This is a genomic window from Micromonospora sp. NPDC005206, from assembly GCF_040608175.1.
Taxonomy (GTDB): Bacteria; Actinomycetota; Actinomycetes; order Mycobacteriales; family Micromonosporaceae; genus Micromonospora.
Genome location: NZ_JBEXHU010000006.1, coordinates 92,098 through 111,339, shown reverse-complemented (window position 1 = coordinate 111,339; position 19,242 = coordinate 92,098). Strand labels below are relative to the sequence as shown.

At 74.2% G+C, this 19,242-nt stretch carries 20 protein-coding genes; 11 read left to right on the top strand and 9 right to left on the bottom strand.

Annotated elements, in window-relative coordinates:
- Nucleotides 1–14 precede the first annotated feature (14 nt).
- The 4 genes from ABZU69_RS10585 to ABZU69_RS10570 are packed head-to-tail and all read right to left on the bottom strand — an operon-like array spanning nucleotide 15 to nucleotide 4,520.
- Nucleotides 15–716 (bottom strand): SIS domain-containing protein, encoded by a 702-nt coding sequence (locus tag ABZU69_RS10585; protein ID WP_354964333.1) that lies wholly within the window; start codon nucleotides 714–716, stop codon nucleotides 15–17.
- On the bottom strand, nucleotides 713–1,930 hold the full coding sequence (locus tag ABZU69_RS10580; RefSeq protein ID WP_354964124.1) for a glycosyltransferase: 1,218 nt from the start codon (nucleotides 1,928–1,930) through the stop codon (nucleotides 713–715). The genes ABZU69_RS10585 and ABZU69_RS10580 overlap by 4 nt, the downstream gene beginning before the upstream one ends.
- A complete protein-coding gene (locus ABZU69_RS10575; RefSeq protein WP_354964123.1) occupies nucleotides 1,915–2,889 on the bottom strand; it encodes a glycosyltransferase in 975 nt (324 codons plus the stop codon). The genes ABZU69_RS10580 and ABZU69_RS10575 overlap by 16 nt, the downstream gene beginning before the upstream one ends.
- Nucleotides 2,886–4,520, bottom strand: coding sequence for an HAD-IIIA family hydrolase (locus ABZU69_RS10570; RefSeq protein WP_354964332.1), 1,635 nt, complete (start codon nucleotides 4,518–4,520; stop codon nucleotides 2,886–2,888). Before ABZU69_RS10570 ends, ABZU69_RS10575 begins: the two co-directional genes overlap by 4 nt.
- A gap of 200 nt (nucleotides 4,521–4,720) precedes the next feature.
- Here ABZU69_RS10570 and ABZU69_RS10565 point away from each other — a divergent pair, with 200 nt between their 5' ends.
- The 3 genes from ABZU69_RS10565 (at nucleotide 4,721) to ABZU69_RS10555 (ending at nucleotide 7,076) form a co-directional block, all read left to right on the top strand.
- Nucleotides 4,721–5,167 (top strand): SRPBCC family protein, encoded by a 447-nt coding sequence (locus ABZU69_RS10565; RefSeq protein ID WP_354964122.1) that lies wholly within the window; start codon nucleotides 4,721–4,723, stop codon nucleotides 5,165–5,167.
- On the top strand, nucleotides 5,164–6,165 hold the full coding sequence (locus tag ABZU69_RS10560) for an SDR family oxidoreductase (protein WP_354964121.1): 1,002 nt from the start codon (nucleotides 5,164–5,166) through the stop codon (nucleotides 6,163–6,165). Before ABZU69_RS10565 ends, ABZU69_RS10560 begins: the two co-directional genes overlap by 4 nt.
- 143 nt (nucleotides 6,166–6,308) lie before the next feature.
- A complete protein-coding gene (locus ABZU69_RS10555) occupies nucleotides 6,309–7,076 on the top strand; it encodes a polyprenol monophosphomannose synthase (RefSeq protein WP_354964120.1) in 768 nt (255 codons plus the stop codon).
- A gap of 52 nt (nucleotides 7,077–7,128) precedes the next feature.
- On the opposite strand, the gene ABZU69_RS10550 is transcribed toward ABZU69_RS10555, so the two are convergent.
- Complete coding sequence (locus ABZU69_RS10550; RefSeq protein WP_354964119.1) at nucleotides 7,129–8,736, bottom strand: NAD(P)/FAD-dependent oxidoreductase; 1,608 nt, start codon at nucleotides 8,734–8,736, stop codon at nucleotides 7,129–7,131.
- Between the two features lie 72 nt (nucleotides 8,737–8,808).
- Here ABZU69_RS10550 and ABZU69_RS10545 point away from each other — a divergent pair, with 72 nt between their 5' ends.
- The gene (locus ABZU69_RS10545; protein WP_354964118.1) at nucleotides 8,809–10,242 is read left to right on the top strand and encodes an aldehyde dehydrogenase family protein; all 1,434 of its coding nucleotides are present in this window, start codon (nucleotides 8,809–8,811) and stop codon (nucleotides 10,240–10,242) included.
- Nucleotides 10,243–10,329: 87 nt separating this feature from the next.
- Here the strand turns inward: ABZU69_RS10545 and ABZU69_RS10540 are convergent, their stop codons facing one another.
- Nucleotides 10,330–10,731, bottom strand: a complete 402-nt coding sequence (locus ABZU69_RS10540; RefSeq protein ID WP_354964331.1) for a ChaB family protein — start codon at nucleotides 10,729–10,731, stop codon at nucleotides 10,330–10,332.
- Nucleotides 10,732–10,910: 179 nt separating this feature from the next.
- Here ABZU69_RS10540 and ABZU69_RS10535 point away from each other — a divergent pair, with 179 nt between their 5' ends.
- The 4 genes from ABZU69_RS10535 (at nucleotide 10,911) to ABZU69_RS10520 (ending at nucleotide 13,285) form a co-directional block, all read left to right on the top strand.
- Nucleotides 10,911–11,891 (top strand): YihY/virulence factor BrkB family protein, encoded by a 981-nt coding sequence (locus ABZU69_RS10535; protein ID WP_354964117.1) that lies wholly within the window; start codon nucleotides 10,911–10,913, stop codon nucleotides 11,889–11,891.
- A gap of 100 nt (nucleotides 11,892–11,991) precedes the next feature.
- Complete coding sequence (locus ABZU69_RS10530) at nucleotides 11,992–12,408, top strand: DUF2795 domain-containing protein (RefSeq protein ID WP_354964116.1); 417 nt, start codon at nucleotides 11,992–11,994, stop codon at nucleotides 12,406–12,408.
- A 49-nt stretch (nucleotides 12,409–12,457) separates the two neighbouring features.
- Complete coding sequence (locus tag ABZU69_RS10525) at nucleotides 12,458–12,919, top strand: SRPBCC family protein (RefSeq protein ID WP_354964115.1); 462 nt, start codon at nucleotides 12,458–12,460, stop codon at nucleotides 12,917–12,919.
- Nucleotides 12,920–13,027: 108 nt separating this feature from the next.
- Nucleotides 13,028–13,285, top strand: a complete 258-nt coding sequence (locus ABZU69_RS10520) for a hypothetical protein (RefSeq protein WP_354964114.1) — start codon at nucleotides 13,028–13,030, stop codon at nucleotides 13,283–13,285.
- Here ABZU69_RS10520 and ABZU69_RS10515 read toward each other — a convergent pair.
- A complete protein-coding gene (locus ABZU69_RS10515) occupies nucleotides 13,240–14,580 on the bottom strand; it encodes an MFS transporter (protein ID WP_354964113.1) in 1,341 nt (446 codons plus the stop codon). The two genes, ABZU69_RS10520 and ABZU69_RS10515, sit on opposite strands and share 46 nt — an antisense overlap.
- A 158-nt stretch (nucleotides 14,581–14,738) precedes the next feature.
- Here ABZU69_RS10515 and ABZU69_RS10510 point away from each other — a divergent pair, with 158 nt between their 5' ends.
- Nucleotides 14,739–14,948: a hypothetical protein gene (locus tag ABZU69_RS10510; RefSeq protein ID WP_354964112.1), complete on the top strand. Its 210-nt coding sequence runs from the start codon at nucleotides 14,739–14,741 to the stop codon at nucleotides 14,946–14,948.
- Here the strand turns inward: ABZU69_RS10510 and ABZU69_RS10505 are convergent.
- Nucleotides 14,945–15,394 carry a hypothetical protein gene (locus tag ABZU69_RS10505; protein WP_354964111.1) on the bottom strand — a complete coding sequence of 150 codons (450 nt, stop codon included), beginning with the start codon at nucleotides 15,392–15,394 and terminating at the stop codon, nucleotides 14,945–14,947. The two genes, ABZU69_RS10510 and ABZU69_RS10505, sit on opposite strands and share 4 nt — an antisense overlap.
- Before the next feature lie 162 nt (nucleotides 15,395–15,556).
- Here ABZU69_RS10505 and ABZU69_RS10500 point away from each other — a divergent pair, with 162 nt between their 5' ends.
- Nucleotides 15,557–15,910, top strand: coding sequence for a DUF6401 family natural product biosynthesis protein (locus ABZU69_RS10500; protein ID WP_354964110.1), 354 nt, complete (start codon nucleotides 15,557–15,559; stop codon nucleotides 15,908–15,910).
- 135 nt (nucleotides 15,911–16,045) lie between these two features.
- Here ABZU69_RS10500 and ABZU69_RS10495 read toward each other — a convergent pair whose 3' ends face one another.
- Nucleotides 16,046–16,858 carry a hypothetical protein gene (locus ABZU69_RS10495; protein WP_089016725.1) on the bottom strand — a complete coding sequence of 271 codons (813 nt, stop codon included), beginning with the start codon at nucleotides 16,856–16,858 and terminating at the stop codon, nucleotides 16,046–16,048.
- Between the two features lie 197 nt (nucleotides 16,859–17,055).
- Between ABZU69_RS10495 and ABZU69_RS10490 the strand changes: the two genes are divergently transcribed.
- Nucleotides 17,056–19,191, top strand: coding sequence for a SpoIIE family protein phosphatase (locus tag ABZU69_RS10490; RefSeq protein ID WP_354964109.1), 2,136 nt, complete (start codon nucleotides 17,056–17,058; stop codon nucleotides 19,189–19,191).
- The last annotated feature ends 51 nt before the right edge of the window (nucleotides 19,192–19,242 follow it).

Here is a 19,242-nt window from a genome sequence, read left to right as displayed (position 1 = left end):
TTACCTCCTCATCCTCACGCGTCGACCTGCTGTCCGGTCCCGCCGTCGAGCACCACCTCGACCCCGGTACGCACCGGCCCGGACGGGAGCCGACCGGCCGGTGCGGGCTCGGCCGGCGCGTGCCGGGTGGACGCGGCCAGCGCGGCGGGCAACTCCTGCTCGAGGTATTCGCAGAGCAGGTGGCTGGTGACGAGGTGCAGTTCCTGGACGACCTGGGAGTCGGGGGACGCGACGGCGAGGGCGTCGGCGCAGGCGTCGGCGAGGGGGTTGGGGGCGGGCCCGGTGAGCGCCCAGGTGGTGAGGCCGCCGTCCCGGGCGGCGTGCGCGGCGGTGAGCAGGTTGCCGCTGGTGCCGCTGGTGCTGAGCAGCAGCAGGATGTCGCCGGGTCGGCCGTGGGCGCGGACCTGGCGGGCGTAGACGTCGGCGTAGCCGTAGTCGTTGGCGATCGCGGTCACGGCGCTGGTCTCGGCGTGCAGGGCGATGGCGGACAGCGGCTGCCGGTCGTGGTGGAGCTTGCCGACGAGTTCGGCGGTGAGGTGTTGGGCCTCCGCCGCGCTGCCACCGTTGCCGGCGACCAGCAACCGTCCCCCGCCCGCCAGCCGGTGCGCCAGCTGCGCACCCCAGCGCGCCAGCTGCGACTCGCACCGTCGGTAGGGCACCAGCGCCGCGGCGAGGTTCGTCAGGTGGGTGTCGAGCGGGCTGCCCGCCGGCATCAGGCCACCACCCGGGTCGGCCGGCGCACCGCGGCCACCTCGCCGTAGAGCTCCGCCAGCCGCTCGGCCGTGGCGGCCCACGAGTACCGCGACCGGGCCCGCTCACGCGCGGCGGTGGCGTACCGGAAGCGCCGGATGCGGTCGTCGAGCAGCCGCTGGATCGCGGTGGCCAGGGCACGTGGATCGCGGGCCGGCACGAGATCGCCGGTCGTCCCGTCGACCACCGTGTCCCGGATGCCGCCCACGGCGGTGCCTACCACCGGCACCCCACAGGCCATCGCCTCCAGCGGCGTCAACCCGAAGGGCTCGTACCAGGGGGCGGCGACCAGCAGGTCCGCCGAGCGGTACCAGCGGCCCATCTCCTCCCGGGGCACCGCGCCGACCAGCCGTACCCGGTCGGCCACCCCGCAGGTCTCGGCCAGCGCCCGCAACCGCCGGGCGTACGGGTCGGTCTCCAGCAGCCCCTCGGGCGGCCCGCCCACCACCACACACTCGGCGTCCGGCACCAGCGCCATCGCGCGGATCACGGTCTGGAAGCCCTTGCGCTCCACCAACCGGCCCACGGTCAGGATCCGGGGCCGACCCGGCTCCCGGTCCGCGGCCGGCCCGAGCGGGGCGAACGAGGCGAGGTTGACCCCGGACGGAACGACTGTCATCCGGGACCGGGGCACTCCCATCCGGACCAGCTCACCGACCTCGTCGCGGCACTGCGCGACCACCCGGTCCACCGAGCGGCCCAACTCCAGCTCGTAGGAGATCCGCCGCGCCGGACTGGTGTCCTGCACGCCCTGGTAGCGGCGCTTCACGGTTCCCAGCGCGTGGTACGTCTGCACCACCGGCACGCCGGTCTGCCGGCCGGCGTTCAGCGCGGCCAGGCCACTCATCCAGAAGTGCGCGTGGATCACCTCGGGCATCCAGTCCCCGCCCCGCCACCGCTCCACCAGCCACCGGCTGAACTCCCGCATGTGCGGCAGCAGCGCGTCCTTGGCCACCGGCTCGGCCGGACCGGCCGGCACGTGCACCACGTCGTACCCGTCCGGGCTGCGGACGGTCACCGGCAGGTCGAGCGCGTCCCGGCGGGTGTAGACCCGCACCTCGTGCCCGGCGTCGGCGAGCGCGGCGGACAGCTCCGCGACGTGCGTGTTCTGGCCACCGGCGTCCTCCCCTCCGAGGATGGCGAGCGGGCTGGCGTGCTCCGAGATCATCGCGATCCGCATACTTCCTCCTCCAGCAGCCGGTCCCAGTCAGCGAGGAAACGGTCGAGGCCGTACCTGTCCCGCGCGGCCGTCCGTGCCGCCGCGCCGGCCTGACGCGCGGCCTCCGGCTCGGTGATGAACCGGCGGGCGGCGTCGAGCAGGGTGTCCATCCGGGTGGCGAGGGCCCCCGCCGCCGGGGGCACCGCCGTCACCGCCTCGGTGGTGGCGAGCGCGACGACCGGCATGCCGATCGCCATCGCCTCGATCAGGCTGAGCCCCAGCGAGGTCCACCGGCACAGGTGCAGGTACGCGCGCCGCCGGGCCAGTTCGGCGTGCATCCGGTCCTGAGGTACGTCGTCGTGGCTGGTGAGCCGCTCGGCGGGCAGGCCGAGGTGGTCGGCGAGGCCGGCGACGCCCATGCCGAACACGTCCAGCGGAGCGATCTCGGCGAACCGGGGCAGCAGGTCGGTGCCGGTGACCCGGCCCCGCCGTACCGGCTCGTTGATCACCACGGCGAGCCGGTCCAGCTCACCGGTGTACGACACGGCGGGGGCGACGATCCCGTGATCGACCACTGTGGTGCGGGTGCCACCGGTGTCCCAGAAGATCTGGTTGAAACCGGTGACGTGGGCGATGAGCAGGTCGTCGCGGTCGGCCATCGGATGCCGGGTGTTCGGCACGTCGCCCTTGGGCGTGTTGTGTTCGACGTAGATGGCCGGGACATCGCGGCCGGGGCGGCGGCCCAGCCACTCCTCGGCGAGGTCGACCTCCTCGGGGCGTTGCAGGATCACCAGGTCGACGCCGGCGCCGGGCAGGTCGGCGGGGGCGACCTCGACGGCGCTGTCCGGCCAGGGGTAGGTGCGGGCACGGCCGAGGCCGTTGGGGCCACGGTCGGGTGTGGTGGGGATCAGGTAGCGGTGGCTGCCGTGCACGAAGGACGTGGTCCAGGAACCGTGCACGTGCCAGAGCAGGACGTTCATCGGCCGCCACCACCGCTGACGGCCAGCACCCGCAACGCCTCGACCACCTCGGCCGGGTCGATGCCGCTCAGGCAGGGGTGCGCGGGCACCGGGCAACTGGCCGCCCGGGTGTCCCGGCAGGGCGCGTCGGCGTTGCCGAGCCGGACTGTGGGCACCCGGTAGGGCCCCCACTGCCCAAACGGGACGGTCGGCGCGAAGAGACTCACCACCGGCACCCCGGCCGCCGCGGCGAGGTGTGCCGGCCCGGTGTTGCCCACCACCACCGCGCCGGCGTCGGCGACGATCGCGGCCAGCCCCGGCAGGTCCGTCCGGCCACCCAGATCGGTGCCGCCGGCCGCCGCGACCCGGGCGGTGACGTCGCGCTCGTCGGAGCCGCCGGTGACCAGCACCCGGTGCCCGGCGGCGGTCAGCGACCCGGCGATCCGGGCCGCCAGCTCGGGCGGGCAGGCCCGGCTCGACGCGGCCGAGCCGGGGTGCAGCACCACGTAGCCAGGGTCACCGAGGTCGGCCGGGCGGGGCGGCAGGGCGTCCGGCCGCAGCCGGAGCACGGGCTCGTCGTCGCCGGGCAGCCGGTGGCCGGCGGCGGCGGCGAGGGAGAGGGCACGTTCGGGTTCGGGGACGCCGACGGGCACCCGGTGGCGGACGTCCAGCAGGGAACCCGGGTAGTCGTCGCTGATCGCGGAGATCCGGCGGATCCCCGCCATCCGCAGCAGCAGCGCCAGCGGCAGCGCGGACTGGTGGAACGACGTGAAGACCACCGCCTCGTCCGCGCCTATAGCGGCGAGGCGCGCGGCCAGGGTCCGCATGGCGTCCGGGTCGACCGGCGCCGGAGTGGGATCGATCCACGGCAGCGGATGTTCGAGGATCTCGTCGACGCCGGGCAGCAGGTCGGCGGCCGCCCGCCCGCGTGGCCCGCACAGCAGCACCACCCGCTGCGCGCCGGCCGCGACGGCGCGGATCGCCGGCCCGGTGACCAGCACGTCCCCCGCCGAGTCCGACCGCACCACCAGCGCTGTGCCCACCCGCTCGCCGACCCGACCCGGCACGGTGTGCACCGCCTGCTGGCGGCGCAGGATCTCATCCACCGCCGCCGGCAGGTCGCTGGCCAGCCACCCGGCGGCGGCGACCTCCTCCGGCCGGGTCACCGGGGTGGGCACCAGCACACCGGCCGCCCCCGCCGCCAGCGCGGCGGCCACGTCCCGACCGATGTCGCCCACCAGCACGCAGCGCGACGCGCGCGTGCCGAGCTCCCGTGCCGCGGCGTGCACCAGGCCGGGGGCGGGCTTGCGGCAGTCGCAGCCGTCGGCGTCGTCGTGCGGACAGACCAACCACGCGTCGAAGCGCCCCAGCAGCTCCTCGATCCGGGCGTGCACCGCCCGCATCTGCTCGTCGCCGAAGTAGCCCCGGGCCAGGCCGGACTGGTTCGTCACCACCGCCAGCCGCAGCCCGGCGGCCCGCAGCCGGTCAAGCGCCGCTCGCGCCCCCGGCACCGGCCGCACCTTCTCCGGATCACCGTTGTACGGCACGTCCTCGATCAGGGTGCCGTCCCGGTCCAGCAGCACCGCGTCGTACAGGACGGGGCGGGTGCCCTCGACAGGCCCGGAACCGGCCCGGCCAGCACCGGCGTACACCCGGGCTGACCTGCGCTGATCCGGATCCTCCTGGTCCTGTCGCACAGGCGGCGGGTTCCCTGCGCCCCGAGGAGTAAACGTGGTCGTCGGCGCGGTGGGCCAGCGCCGCCGGCGGTGCCCCGCGTCGGCCTTACCCGCCGCCCCCGAGAAGCTAACCCGCCGGGCCGTTAGCCACCTTTCCCGCAGGGTATGGGAGTCCAGTGGCGATTGTGGAGAAAGTGATCGACGCTCCCCCCCAGCAGGTTTTCGACGTGCTGGCCGACGGGTGGACGTACAGCGACTGGGTGGTCGGCACGGCACACGTCCGGGACGTGGACGAGGCCTGGCCGCGGGTGGGCAGCCAGCTGCACCACCGGGCCGGGCCGTGGCCGTTCTCGTTGCAGGACGCCTCCACCGTGCTGGCCTGCGAGCCACCGCACCGGCTCGTCCTCCGGGCCGGTCTCTGGCCGGCCGGCGAGGCGATCGTGGCCTTCACCCTGGAACCGGTCGGCGCGGGCGCCACCCGGGTCCGCATCGGGGAGGACTTCGCCGCCGGTCCGCTGCGCTGGGTCCGCAACAAGATCAATGATCTCGTGCTGCACCTGCGTAACCGGGAGACGCTGAACCGGCTGTCCGACATCGCCACCCGGCAGAAGGGTGCGCCGTGACGCAGACCGTGGTGGTGACCGGCGCGAGCGCCGGCGTCGGACGGGCCGTCGCACACGCGTACGCGGCCCGGGGCGCCCGGCTGGCGCTGCTGGCCCGGGGCGAGGCGGGCCTGGCGGCGGCCGAGCGGGAGTGCCGGCGGCGCGGCGCCACCGACGTACGGGTGTACCGGGTCGACGTCGCCGACGCGGGTGCCGTGCTGCAGGCCGCCGACGACGTGGTGCACCGGTGGGGCCGCATCGACGTGTGGATCAACAACGCGATGGTGTCGGTGTTCGCACCGGCGTGGGAGATCCCGGCGCGCGAGTTCCGCCGGGTCACCGAGGTCACCTACCTGGGCACGGTGTACGGCACGCTGGCGGCGCTGCGGCACATGCGGGCGCACGGCTGCGGCGCGATCGTGCAGGTGGGCTCGGCGCTGGCCTACCGGGGGATCCCGCTGCAGTCGGCGTACTGCGCAAGCAAGCACGCCGTCCAGGGGTTCAACGACTCGCTGCGGGCCGAGCTGCTGCACGACTGCCCGGGGGTGAAGCTGTCGATGGTGCAGCTGCCCGCGGTGAACACGCCACAGTTCTCCTGGGTCCGCACCCGGCTGCCCCGGCATCCGCAGCCCGTGCCGCCGATCTTCACGCCGGAGCTGGCCGCGCGGGCGATCGTCTGGGCCGCCGATCACGGCACCCGGGAGCTGAACGTGGGCGGCCCGACCTGGCGGGCCCGCCTGGGCGACATCCTGATCCCCGGCCTGCTGGACCGCAAGCTTGCCCGGGACGGGTACGACAGCCAGCAGACCGGCGACGAGATCGACCCGGCCACCTGGCGGGACAATCTCGACCACCCCGGCGACGAGGACCGCGACCGGGGCGCAGCGGGCGTCTTCACCGACCGGGCGCGCGGTCGCTCGGCGGCGCTCTGGGTTGGCACCCACAAGCCGGCGCTGTCCGGTTTCGCGCTCGTCGGCGTGGCGCTGGCCCTCGCCGCCGCCGCCCGACGCCCTCGCTGACCTGCGCCCGGAGCAGCGGAGCAGGGCTCGCACCCAGCGGAGGGACACCGTCCGCAACGCCCGGAAGGGGAGCCTTTCCAAGCCGGACGTGGCAACTGGCTACCCTCTCAGGTAGCCCTGTCCGCAAACCGAGGATGTCCGACATGATCGAGCCCGTGCAGCTGCCGTCGCCGTGGCGGGACGCGCGCCTGACCGTCGTGGTGCCCACCTACAACGAGGCGGGCAACCTCCCGGCGCTGGTCGAGCGGCTGCTCGCACTGCCGCTGCCGGGGCTGCGCATCCTCGTTGCCGACGACAACTCTCCCGACGGCACGGGCGAGGTGGCCGACAAGTTGGCCATCGAGCACCCGGACCGGATCGAGGTGGTGCACCGGGCTGGCAAGGAGGGCCTGGGCCGCGCCTACGTGGACGGAATGGGGCGGGCGCTCGACGGCGCCGCCGAGTACGTGGCGCAGATGGACGCGGACCTGTCCCACCCGCCGGAGGCACTGCCGGGGATGCTGGGCGCGCTGCTCTCCACCCAGGCCGGCGTGGTGATCGGTTCCCGGTACGTGCCGGGCGGCGAGCTGGACGAGAACTGGCCGCTGTACCGCCGGGCGCTGAGCGGTTGGGCGAACCTCTACGTGCACACGCTGCTGCGGGTGCGGATCCGGGACCTGACCGCCGGCTTCAAGATCTGGCGGGCCGACGCGCTGCGGGACATCGGCCTGACCCGGGTGCAGTCCAACGGCTACAGCTTCCAGGTGGAGATGCACTACCTGGCCACCAAGCTGGGGCACACGATCCTGGAGGTGCCGATCCGCTTCGAGGAGCGGCGCGACGGCGAATCCAAGATGACCACGGCAACCAAGATCGAGAGTGCTCTGATGCCGTTCCGCCTGCGCAGCAAGCACCGCAACATCACCAGCTGACCTGGCCTCCGGCCCGCCCCTTCGCGGGGCGGGTCGGCCAGGGCGCGGCGGGTCAGTCGGGGTAGACGGCCCGGTGCGCGGTGGCGATGGTGGCGGCGTAGGCGCGGCCGGTCAGCGCATGGTCGCGTGCGAGCGCCGCACGGGCCGCGTTCGCGCCGGGCGCGCCGTGCACCCCGCCGCCGGGATGCGCCGACGAGCTGGCCAGAAAGAGCCGGTCCACCGGGGTGTCCGCCCGGCCCAGGCCGGGGATCGGGCGCAGGAACAGCTGCTGGTACGCGGCGGCGGTGCCACCGCCGAGCGTGCCGCCGACCAGGCTCGGATTGCCCTTCTCCAGGTCGGCCGGACCGGCCACGTGCCGGCCGACGATGAGCTGCCGGAAACCCGGCGCGGCCGCCTCCAGCACGTCCTCCATCCGCTGGACGTGCCCGGCGACCTCCTCGGCCCGCCAGTCCCGGCGGAACGGCAGGTGGGTGTACGACCAGAGCGACTCGGTGCCCGGCGGGGAGTGGCTGGGGTCGGCCACCGACATCTGCCCGAGCAGCAGGAACGGGTCGCGCGGCAGCTCGCCGCGGGCCAGCTCACCGGAGTACCGGGTGAGCCCGTCCAGGTCCGCGCCCAGGTGCACGGTGCCGGCGCCGGCCACCTCCCGGTTCGTCCACGGCACCGGCGCGCTGAGCGCCCAGTCGACCTTCAAGGTCGAGCCGTCCCACCGGAAGTGCGCCAGGTCCTCCACCAGGCGCGACGGCAGCGCGGCCGCGCCGACCAGGTCGAGGTAGAGCGCCGGCGCGGGCACGTCCGCGAGCACGGCTCGCCGGGCCCGCCACAGGAGGCCGCCCTCCGTGCGTACCCCCATCGCCCGGCCCCGGGCGGTGAGCACCCGGTCGACCCGTGCCCCGTAGACGATCCTGCCGCCCCGCTCCTGCAGCCGGGCCACCAGCGCGTTGGTGATCTGCTGCGCGCCGCCGTCGGGCACCGGCCAGCCGACCTGCTGACCGAGCATGGCCAGCAGCCAGCCGTACACCCCGGAGCCGGCCTCCTCCGGGGACAGGTCGGTGTGCAGGGAGCAGCCGGCGAGCAGCGCCGGCCCACCGTCGCCGTCGAAGAGCTCGTCGCCGAGCTTGCGGACCGGTACCACCAGCCGCCGGGCCAGCCGCAGCGCTCCTGCGACCCGCAACCGCCGCAGCAGAGCCAGCCCGCCCCGCACCGGCGGGAACGGCGCGGTGATGGTCGTCAGCATCGGCTCGGCCACGTCGAGCCAGTCGGTGTACGCGTTGAGCCAACGCTTGCCGTCGCCGGGCGCGAACTGCTCCAGCGAGGCGGCGGTGACGTCCGGGTCCCGGTTGACCACCGCGGCGCGGCCGTCCGGCAGCAGGTGCGCCAGCACATCCGGCGAGTGCCGCCAGGACAGCCCGTACCGGTCGAGGTCGAGCCCCGCCAGCACCGGCGAGGAGTACCCGAGGGGGTAGAAGGAGCTGTAGAGGTCGCTGAGGTAGCCGGGCGCGGTCACCTCGGCGGAGCGGACCGCGCCGCCGGGCACGGCGGTCGCCTCCAGCACCACGACGTCCCATCCGGCGTCCGCCAGCAGGTTGGCCGCTACCAGGCCGTTGTGGCCGGCGCCGACGACGACGGCGTCCGCGCTCTCCGCGCCGGTGGTGGTCATCCGATCCGCCTACCCGGCGTGCAACCGGGCGAAACGCGTTTGCCTCGCCGGGGCCGGGGCATCCAGCGCCGCATGTACACGGTTGCGCAGTTGATAGGCGGGGTGTGGGGCGCCGGCGGCGGTGGTGGTGAGCTGGTCGTCCATGACCCGGCGGACGGTTCGCCGGTCAGCTCGGTGCCGGTGGCGACGGCCGACGAGGTCGCCAAGGCGGTGGGGGCGGCGCGCGAAGCGGCGGCGGAGTGGGCGGCGACCGCCCCGGCCGCGCGGGCGGCGGCGGTGCACCGGGCCGCGGACGCGGTGGCGGCGGTGACCGAGGACCTGGCCGCGGCGGTCACCGCGGAGATGGGCAAGCCACTGGCGGATGCCCGCGGCGGTGTCGAGGCGGGCATTGGCACCCTGCGACAGTACGCCGAGCTGGCCCCGCTGCGCGGCGGGCGGACGCTGCACGGCGTAGCGGACGCGCTGGACTTCATGACCCCGCAGCCGCGTGGCGTGGTGGCCGCGATCACCCCGTGGAACGACCCGGTGGCGGTGTCCTGCGGGCTGCTCGGCGCGGCCCTGGTCACCGGCAACGTGGTGCTCTACAAGCCCAGCGAGCGCACCCCGGCGACCGGCTGGCTGCTGGCCCGGGCGCTGGACCAGGCCCTGCCGGCCGGGGTGCTGTCCCTGCTCACCGGCGGCCCCGAGGTCGGCGCGGCGCTGTCCGGCCAGGAGGTGGACCTGGTGGCGCACGTCGGGTCCACGGCGACCGGCCGGGCCATCGCCGCGGCCTGCGCCGGCACCGGCGCGAAGGCGCTGCTGGAGAACGGCGGCAGCGACCCGCTGGTGATCGACGCCAACGTGGACCCGATCTGGGCGGCGGAGCAGGCGGCGCGGGGCGCGTTCGCCAATGCCGGGCAGATCTGCGTCGCGGTGGAGAGGATCTACGTGCACCGGGACGTGGCCGAGGAGTTCGTGGCCGCGCTGGTGGAGCGGGCCGAGGCGCTGCGGATGGGCCCGGGCCGCGACCCGGGGACCGACCTGGGTCCGCTGGTCGACCGGCGGCACCGCGACCACGTGCACGGTCAGGTCACCGCGGCGGTGGCGGCGGGCGCGCGGCTGCGCACCGGCGGTGAGCTGCCGGACGGTCCGGGCGCGTTCTATCCGGCCACCGTGGTCGCCGACTGCCGGCACGACATGCCGCTGGTGCGGGATGAGACGTTCGGGCCGGTCGCCCCGGTGGTGGTGGTCGACTCGTTCCACGAGGCTCTGCGCTGCGCCGCGGATTCCCCGTACGGGCTGGCCGCCACGGTGCTGACCGCGTCGATGAGCCACGCACAGCGGGCCTGGCGTGAGCTGCCGGTGGGCACCGTGAAGATCAATTCCGTGTTCGGGGGCGCACCGGGCGGCGCCGCGCACCCGCGCCGGGCCAGTGGGCAGGGCTTCGGGTACGGCCCGGAGCTGCTGGACGAGTTCACCGCCACGAAGGCCGTGCACATCGAGGCGCCGGGCGGCGGGCACTGGTGAACGGCACGGGCGGGCGCGGGGTCGCCGCGTCCGCCCGTACCGCATGCGTGTGCCTCCGGTGCGGGCCGCGCACCGGCGTCGCGGTGGTCAGTCGCCGCGGGCCTTGCGGGTGGCCCGATCGTTGGCCTTCTCGATCGCCTTGACCAGCTCCGGCTTGGACATGCTGGACCGGCCGGCCACGTCCAGCTCGCGGGCCACCGACATCAGGTGGTCCTTGCTGGCGTTGGCGTCCACCCCACCCGCGGTGGGAGCCCGCCGTTCCGGCCCGCCGCCGGCCGCCTGGCGATCGCTCGGGCCCTTGCGGCCCTTCGGTTCCCAGTGGTCGCCCACCTTCTCGAACTGGTGCTTCACCGCGGCGAAGGCGGTGCGGTGCGACCGCTCCCCCTCGCCGTAGGTCTCCACCGCCGAGTCGTGCGTCTTCTCCCAGGTGCGCTGCGCCTTGTCCGGGGAGCGTCGCAGCGTGCTGGGCAGGTCCTCGCGCCCGGGCATCTCGTCCTCCTCCGTGTCGACAGGATCACCCATGACCGTTCCCCGGTGACGGGGCGGCAAACCATACGCGGCGGCCAGCCGACGGAGGGCGGGTTTGTCGATTTCCCCGCGCGGGTACCGGCCGGGCCAGGCCCGACCGGATGACCGGTCATCCGGCGGCCGGGGCGCAGGGAGCGGGCATGACGACCACGGGTCCCGGTACGACGCTCGGCGGCACACTCGGCACGCGGGTACCCCGGCGGATACGGCAGCTGAGCTGGCGAACCTGGCGTGGGGTGGTGGTCCGTAGCGCGCAGAACTTCGTCACCGACAACTGCTCCGACTGGGCCGCCGCGCTGACCTACTACGGCGTGCTCGCGCTCTTTCCGTCCGCCATCGTGGTGGTGGCCCTGGTCGGCCTGGTCTCCACCGGGGAGCGGACCGTGGACACGGTGGTCGACCTGGCCAAGCAGATGGGCGCCGGGTCGATCGTGGCTGACGACGGCGTGGTCGGGGTGATCCGGGCCGTGGTGGTCGAGCAGAGCAACGCCAAGGTGCTGCTGAGCTTCGGCCTGCTCGGCGCGCTCTGGTCCGCGTCGGGCTTCATCGGCGCGTTCACCCGCGCCTCCAACGCCATCTACGGCGTGACCGAGGGCCGGCCGGTCTGGAGGCTGCGGCCGTTGCAGATCGGCCTGGCCGCGATCACGCTGGTGCTGCTCGCGGTGGTCGCCCTCGGGCTGATCGTCAGCGGTCCGGTCACCGACGCGGTCGGCGACCTGATCAACGCCGGTGGCCTGGCCCGCACGGTGTGGAGCGTGGCGAAGTGGCCGGTGCTCGCCCTGATCATGATGGTGCTGCTGTCACTGCTGTTCTGGATCGCCCCGAACGTGCGGCAGCCCCGGTTCCGCTGGCTCACCCCGGGCGGCGCGGTGGCCCTGTTCGCCTGGGCGGTGGCCTCCCTCGGCTTCGGCCTCTACGTCGCCAACTTCGGCTCGTACGACGCCACCTACGGCAGCCTGGGAGCGGCCATCGCGTTCCTGGTCTGGCTCTACCTGTCCAACTCGGCCCTGATGCTGGGCGTGCAGATCAACGCCGAGGTGCAACGTGGTCGGCGGTTGCAGGCCGGCGACCCGGACCCGGACGAGCCGGTGCTGCCGCCGCGGAAGCCGGCCGAGTCCTGAGCGCCGTACCGGGCCTCGTGTCCGATCCGGGGCCGGCCCGAGGGCCCGTTCGTGACCCGGTGCCGGTTTACCGGCCGGGGTGCCGGGTAGCGCAGAAGGCATGGAGCGTGGCAACAGCAAGCACGGACCGAGAATCGACGAGCAGATGAGCCAGGAGGTCAGCGGCCTCGTGCAGGGGCCGGGGACCGGCGGCTCTCGGGTCGACGAGTCCCGCGTGCCGGAACCGGCCGGCGAGGACCAGCCCGAGGCGACCACCGCCCCGGCCGGTGAACTGCGCACCGGCTCCCCGCAGGGGATGAGCTCCGAGGACGTCGAACAGCGCAGCCGGCTGGGCCGGTTCATCACGATGAGCGCCCTGCCCGGCGACCGGGAAACGCTGGTCGCCAACGCGCGCGACAACGACGCGCCGGACGACATCGTGGCCGCGCTGGAGCGGCTGCCCGACGGCACCCGCTACCAGACGGTCTCCGAGGTGTGGGCCGCGCTCGGCAACAAGAACGAGACAACCCGCTGGTGACCGGATCGTCCCCCGATCCGTACGACCGGCGGCCGAAGGAGGATTTCTGATGAGTGGCGTTACCGAACATGTCGACGTGTCAGTCCCCGTTCGCACCGCGTACGACCAGTGGACGCAGTTCGAGGAGTTCCCCGAGTTCATGGAGGGTGTGCAGGAGGTCCGGCAGCTCTCCGAGACGATGACCCACTGGACGGTGGACATCGCCGGGGTGAAGCGCGAGTTCGACGCGGAGATCACCGAGCAACTGCCGGACGAGCGGGTCGCCTGGCGTTCCACCGGCGGCACCCAGCAGGCCGGCGTGGTGACCTTCCACCGGCTGGACGAGGACAAGACCCGGGTCACCCTCCAGCTCGAGTTCGAGCCGCACGGGGTGGTCGAGCAGGCCGGTGACAAGCTCGGCATCGTCGACCGGCGGGCCAAGGGCGACCTGGAACGGTTCAAGACCTACATCGAGCGGCGCGGTCAGGAGACCGGCGCCTGGCGCGGCAGGGTGGACCGCCCGCAGCCGTGATCCCCAGCACCGATATCCGATGGCCGCCGGAGTCCCCGGCGGCCATCGCCGTGTCTCGGACCAAGCACCATCCGTTTGCGATCATCGCGCCCGGGTACCGCTGAAGGCATGACCGACGACAGGGTGTGGCGCGACGAGGAACGGATTCCGCTGGAGGAACTGGAACGGGCCGTGGCGGGCTCCAGCATCGACGGGCAGGCCGACGACGTGACCGGCAACGACGCCGGCGAGGAGGCCGCGTTCGGGCACGGGCCGGCGGCAGCGGACCGCGGCGGTCAGGCCAGGGGCGCCGGCCGGGAGCCGACCGACCCGGACCGCGCCTACCGCCCCTCCACCACCGGCAGGACCGGACCGGACACCGGCTGACCAGCCCCACTGGCCTCACCGGCTGCACCGGCCGCCGTACCGGTTCCGGCCGGAGCGGGCGACGTGGGCTGATCCGGCCCGGCCACGGCGGGCACCGGCCGCTCCGGGCCGGGCCGGCCGGCGCCCAACTCGTAGAGCACGATCAGGGCCAGCGCTAGCACCAGCAGGGCTGGGCCGAGCACCTGCACCGACACGTTGCCGATCAGCACGCCGAGCGCGGCCGGAACGAACGCGGCGCCCAGGCCGGCCGCGCCGATCTGGAGCCCGATGGCCTGGTCCGCGTGCGCCGCACCGACCCGGTCGGCGGTGGTGAGGGTGAGCAGCGGGAACACCGGCGCGGCGGCGAAACCGACCACGACCAGACCGAGCACGGCCAACGCGCCCGGCCCGGGTACGGCGATCAGCACCGCACCCGCCGCCATCCCGGCCAGGCTGCCGCGCAGCACCAACCGGGCCCCCAGCCGCTCGGCCACCACGCCCTGCACCACCCGGCCGACGAAGAGACTGCCCCAGTACGCGGAGACGCAGCCACCGGCCACCACGGCGCTCAGCCCGCGCCCCTCGGTCAGGAGCAGGAACGCCCACAGCCCGGCGGACACCTCGATGGCCACGTACAGCGCGAAGGCGAGCGCCCCCGACCAGACCGCGGGCAGCCGCAGCGTGGCCCGGATCGGGACCTTCACGGCTGGCGGGGCGGGCGCGGCACCCGGCTCGGTGGGGCCCGGGACGCGGCGCCGCCAGGCCCGCACGGTGAGGGCGAACGCGGTGGCGAGGGCGAGCTGGGCGGCGGCCACGATGCCGTACCCCCACCGCCAGGCCAGCCCCGCGCTCAGCACCGCCGTCATGATCAGCGGGCCGATCGCCACCCCCAGCCCGAAGAAGGCGTGCATCCAGTTCATGTGGCGCGGACCGAAGGCCCCGGCGGCGTACGCGTTGAGCCCGGAATCGATCGCGCCGGAGCCCAGACCGAGCACCAGCGCGCAGCCCACCAGCACGGCCAGCCCGGGGCTCGTGGCGTACCCGGTCAGCGCCAGGCTCGACAGCAGGGTGCTACCGGCGAGCAGCGCGCCCACCCCGACCCGGGCCAGCGTGAACCCGGCCAGCACGCTGGAGGTCAGGTAGCCGACGGTGCCCGCGGTGAGCAGCAGACCGACCGCCTCGGTCGGTACGCCGAAGTCGGCGCTGATCGAGGGCCAGCCGACGCCGAGCAGGCTGTCGGGCAGGCCGAGACTGACGAAGGCGAGATAGGCCAGCAGGAGCAGCGAGGCGCGGGGTGGCGCAGGTGCGGTGGACACGGAACATCATCCTGCCGCAGCCGCACCTTACCGCCAGCTCCGGCCGGTCGCCCGCGGTGACAAGAAGTGGTGCCCGGACGGTCGAGAAAACGGACAGCTCATCCAGAATCGGCCGATCGGACGACGGCAAGCCGACCGGATCGCGCAAGACTTTCGGGATGCATCAAGGCTCCGGAATCCTCTCCACGCGTCAGCGCCGACTCGCCTGGCTCGGCTTTCTGCTCGCCGCACTGCAGGCACCGGTCTCCGCCTGGCTCGTCTCCGACGAGTCCTGGCTGTTCAGCCTCTGCGTCGCGCTGATGGTGGCCACCGTGATCATCGCCGACGACGCGGCGCGGCGCCGACCGGCGGACACGGCCGGGGACTAGCCTTCGCTGCCCGGCCGGGCCTCGTGCCCTGGCCGGCCCCGGCTGCGGCGTCGCTCCTTCATCTCCGCCTCGTAGAGGTGGCGCCGCCCGCCCACCAGCTCCTCGCGGGCCTGCCGGTCCAGCTCCCGGAACAGCGCGTGGTAGCCGTCGTCGAAGTCCTCGACGATCTGGAACGTCCACCGGCCGGCGATGACGTTGCGGCCCAGCAGCTCGGTGTCGATCCGGTCGGCGAGCCGCGGATGCCCGGCGGCGCGGAACTGCTGCACCGCGTCGTCGAGCATCAGGTCGGCGTGCCCGATCAGCTGGTGCAGCGAGTACAGGTGCCCCCGGGCCCGCTCGACGCACTCCAGCGCCTCGCTGAGCTTGCCGAGCGCGGCGACCGTCGCGTCGCTCACCCCGGCCGGCCGGCGATGTTGCTCGTCCGGCCCGTCCGCCTGCTGTCCCATCCGTTCCTCCGGTGCTCTGTGCCGCCGTGTGCCGTGGTTCTCCTGCTGCCCCGTCTGTGCCGGATCAACCCTCGCGGTCAGCCCGAGTCGGCCGGTGGCGCAGCCGACACCCGCCGAGCGGCCGAGGTCGGCCCGGTCACCGGTCGGTTAGCCTCGGTCACCATGCGTGTGCCGTTCAACCGGGTCGCCTCCCGTACCGCCGTCGACTCGGCGCGGTCCACCCTGGCCGCTCTCACCGTCTCCGTGGGCACCGCCGGGCTCGCCGCCGCCGCCGCGCGCCCCGGGCTGCTGGCGCTGGTCGACCAGCACGCCGCCGCCGTGCGGGACAGCCTCGACGGGGACCGCCGCCCGTTGACGGCCGCGGCGCTCGCCGGCTACGCGGAGGGGGTCCGCGCCGCCGCCGACGAGCACGGGTGGGTGCCGCCGAGCGGCCCGGTGGACTGGAGCGAGCCGGAGTGGCCGCTCACCCGGCTGGTCGCGGTCTGCGCCCTGGCTCGCGCGCTGGACCGAACCTGACGATCTGCCGAACGGGCGGGCCGCCGCCGCAGGGTCGACCGGCCGCAGCAGCGGGCACCGACCGGTAGCGCGCGGGGAGGGCGCCCGCGCCGTGCGCGGAACACCCTCCCATCGACCGCGTGCTGCTCTACCCCGCTACGGGCGGTACTGCGTCGCCTGCTCCTCGACCTGCGGCATGGCCTGGGTGCGGTCGCCCGCACGGTCGGCCATCTGCCGCTCCATGTCACCGCGACCGGCCGTGGTCGCCCGCCGGTTCTCCTGCACCGCCCGAGCTTCCTCGGCCGCCCGGTTCAGCCAGCCCTCCCACCGGTTCTGCATGGGCCGCACCAGGCCACCACCGACACCGATGATCAGGATGCCGGCGACCGTGGCGAGCACGGCGATCAGCACCGGCGTGGTGACCGTGGTGGCGATACCCACCTGGTTCAGCGCGGCGATCACGCCGAGCGCGATGATGAAGATCGCCGTCAGGTCGGCCAGGACCTTGCCGTACGAGAGCCCGCCCAGCGCCCCGGTGACCAGATCCCGGACGGCGTTCGCGATCGCGGCCGCCACCACCACGATGACGATCGCCACGAATGCGCGCGGCAGCCAGGCCACCACGCCGCTGATCAGGTCACTGATCGCGTTGGGTCCCCAGACTCCGAACGCGAACTGCAGCGTGAACAGCAGTACCGCGTAGTACGCCAGTCTGGCGAGGATGTCGCTCGCGTCGTACTTCGTTCTCTCCAGTGCCCGTTTGATGCCGCCGCGTTCGACCGCCTCGTCGAAGCGCACCCGTTCCAGCACCGTGTCCACGATCTTCAGGACCGCTCTGGCGATGAGCCAGCCGACCACGAGGATCACGATGAAGGCCACGGCCTTCGGGATGAAGAGCAGCACCGACCTCCAGGTGTCGGCGATGGCGTCACCGATGTCGGCCTGCCCGACCGCGAGGGTTTTCAGCATGATGTCCCTCCTGTCGCATGGACTGCGTCGGGCGCATACCCGGCCACCGGTGCGGCAGTCCGCGCGGGTCGCCACGTTTTTTCCGACAAGTCGCCGGACAGGGCTGTGAACTGCTCGAACAGGCACCGCGTCGGCGCTCGCCACGACCCGCGGCCATGATCGGATGCGGCTCTCCGGCAGCCGGCTAGGCTGCGAACATGCCAGGAACGGTCGGGCGAGTTCCCACGCCAGCAACTCCGGTGCCGGGGGCATCCACCGGACCGGGCGCTGCCGCCGTGCTCGGCCATGACTGGGCCGGCACCTCGCTCGGCCCGCCCGAGCGGTGGGACCCGGCGATCCGGGCCGTGGTCGATCTGATCCTCGCCTCCCCGATGCCGATGGCGCTGGCGTACGGCGACGACCTCGTCCTGCTCTACAACGACGGGTACGCCGAACTGCTGGGCAGTAAGCACCCCACGGCCCTCGGCCGCCCCTCCGCCGAGGTGTACGCCGAGATCTGGGCGCTGCCCGGTGTCGGCGAGGTGATCGAGCACGCCTACCGGCAGGGCGTGCCGTTCCTGGAGAAGGAGAGCGCCCTCCCGATGGTCCGTGGCCGCTCCGGCGTCGCCGAGCAGGCCGTCTTCACCCGGAGCTACTCCCCGGTCCGCGACAGCACCGGACAGATCGTCGGGATGCTGACGGTCGCCGCCGAAACCACCCCCGTCACCAGGCAGCTGCAGAGCCTCAGCGAGGTCGCCGCCGCGCTCGCCGGCACCCTCACCCTCGACGACGTGGCCCGGGTGGCGCTGCGCTACGCGATCACCACCTTCGACGCCGACCAGATCGCGTTCGCGGTCGATGAGGGCGGCGGCGGATGGCGGATGGTGCGCCGGGTGCGCGGTGAATTGATGGACGAGGCCGACGAGCGCCTGCCACCGCTCTGGCGGCGCATCCCGGCGGACTGGTCGACCCCGGTGGTGGAGGCGGCCCGCTCCGGCGGTCCGTCGTTCACCCGGGACGGGCAGCCGCTGCGGGAGACCGCGGTGGACCGCCACGACCAGAAGATCCGCTCGCTGGCCGCGGTGCCGCTGGGCACCTCGGTGGTCCGCGGCGGGCTGGCGGTCGGCTACCAGGTGCCGCACACCTGGTCGGCCGCCGAGCGGGCGCTGCTGGCCGCCTCGGCCGAGTTGATCGGCCAGGCGGCGGAGCGGGCCCGACGGTTCGAGACTCAGCACGGCACCGCCCAGTTGCTGCAACGCAGCATGCTGCCGGCGAACCTGCCGGACCTGCCCCGGCTGCGGATCGCGGCCCGCTACGACCCGGGCGTGGACGGCAACGCGGCCGGCGGGGACTTCTACGACGCGTTCCTGCTGCCCACCGGCGGGCTCGGTGTCGTGCTGGGCGACGTCGCGGGGCACGACGTACAGGCCGCCGCACGGATGGGACAGGTCCGGGCGGCGCTGCGCGCGCTGGCCCTGGCCGACCCGACGCCGGACGCGGTGCTGGCCGGGCTGGACCGGCTGGTGACCAGCCTCGGCGCGGAGGCCGGCACGCACGAACTGTTCGTCACCGTGGTGTTCGGGGTGGTCGACGCCGATCGGCGCGAGTTCACGCTGGCCAGCGCCGGGCACCCGGCGCCGTTGATCCGCCGCTGCACCCCGGACGGTCGCTCACACGCGGAGTACGTGGAGATGCCGATCGGCCCCCCGCTCGGGCTCGGCGGCCGGCCGGCCACCACCACCGTCGCGTTCCGCCCCGGCGACACCCTGCTGCTGTTCAGCGACGGTGTGGTGGAGCGCCGCAGGCAGAGCCTCACCGTCGGGCTGGACGCGCTCGGCGACGCGGTCGCCAAGGCCGGCGGCAGCGACCCCCGTGCGCTCTGCGCCGTGGCCACCGCCGCGGTCCCCGGCGGCACCGAGGACGACGTGGCCGTGCTGGCGGTCGAGCACGCGCTCAAGCCGAGCCGCTCGGCGAGCATGGAAGTGCCGGCGGAGCCGACCGCCCCCAGCCGCGTCCGGCACTGGATGACCGGCCAGCTCGCCGAGTGGCAGGTGCCCGAGGCGGTGATCGGCGCGGCGGTCCTGTGCACCAGCGAGCTGACCACCAACGCGCTGCTGCACGCCGGCACCGCCGCCCGGGTGGAGATCGACCTCAGCCCCGAGCGGCTGCTGGTCTCGGTCGCCGACTCCGGCACCCGGGGCACCGTGACCCGGGCCCGCACCGACACGTTGAGCAGTCGCGGGCGAGGGCTCGGCCTGATCGAGCAGCTCAGCGACGCCTGGGGCACCGACCCCTCGGTCCGCGGCTCCACGGTCTGGTTCGAGATCCTCGTCCCGCCGACCGAGGGTCACTGAGACCCGGGTCGAACGCGCCAGGGCCGGAGGGTCAGCCGGCCACCGAACGGG